Origin of the sequence: Bradyrhizobium sp. PRIMUS42 (assembly GCF_023006515.1) — a bacterium.
Lineage (GTDB): Bacteria > Pseudomonadota > Alphaproteobacteria > Rhizobiales > Xanthobacteraceae > Bradyrhizobium.
The window spans coordinates 1-541 of record NZ_JALBGZ010001513.1; the positions used below are offsets into that span (position 1 = coordinate 1).

The 541-nt window shown below is 67.5% G+C and carries 1 protein-coding gene; it reads right to left on the bottom strand.

The window, feature by feature from the left end:
- Window positions 1-345, bottom strand: a 345-nt coding sequence (locus tag MOV75_RS41375) for an ATP phosphoribosyltransferase regulatory subunit (RefSeq protein WP_247008663.1), incomplete at its 3' end; no start/stop codon positions are given.
- Window positions 346-541 lie beyond the last annotated feature (196 nt).

Consider the following 541-nt stretch of genomic DNA (forward strand, 5'->3'; position numbering starts at 1 on the left):
CGATTCGATGCCGGCCTGCAGGAATTCGCTGGCCTGGCCGCTGCGGTAACGAAACACCGGGCCCAGATAGCTGAACCCGGCCGGCTGGCCGGCGCGGTCGGAGGCGAGATAGTCGCGGGCGACGGGAATGGTCAGGTCCGGGCGCAGGCACAGCTCCTCGCCGGACAGATCCGTCGTCAGATACAGACTCTTGCGGATGTCCTCGCCGGAGAGGTCCAGGAACGGCTCGGCCGGTTGCAGAATGGCGGGCTCGGCCCTGACATAACCGGCCTGCGCGAACGACAAGAGCAGCGTGTCCGCCCAGGCGGCGGAGCCGGCAGCATTTGAGGTGGCAGTCGCGGTCATAACAGGGGTCCATTGTCCCGGTGGAACCGGGCAGGCAGGGGATAAGGACAGGATTGGCGCAGCCCTTAGCATGGCCGATGCGCGGTTTCGACCTCCAAAGGATCAATCGCTTAACGGGTGGCTCAGGCGGTCTTGCCGCCCCAATCGCCCAGCACCGCCTGCACCAGCGCCAGCGCCGCCACGGCGGCGGTGTCGG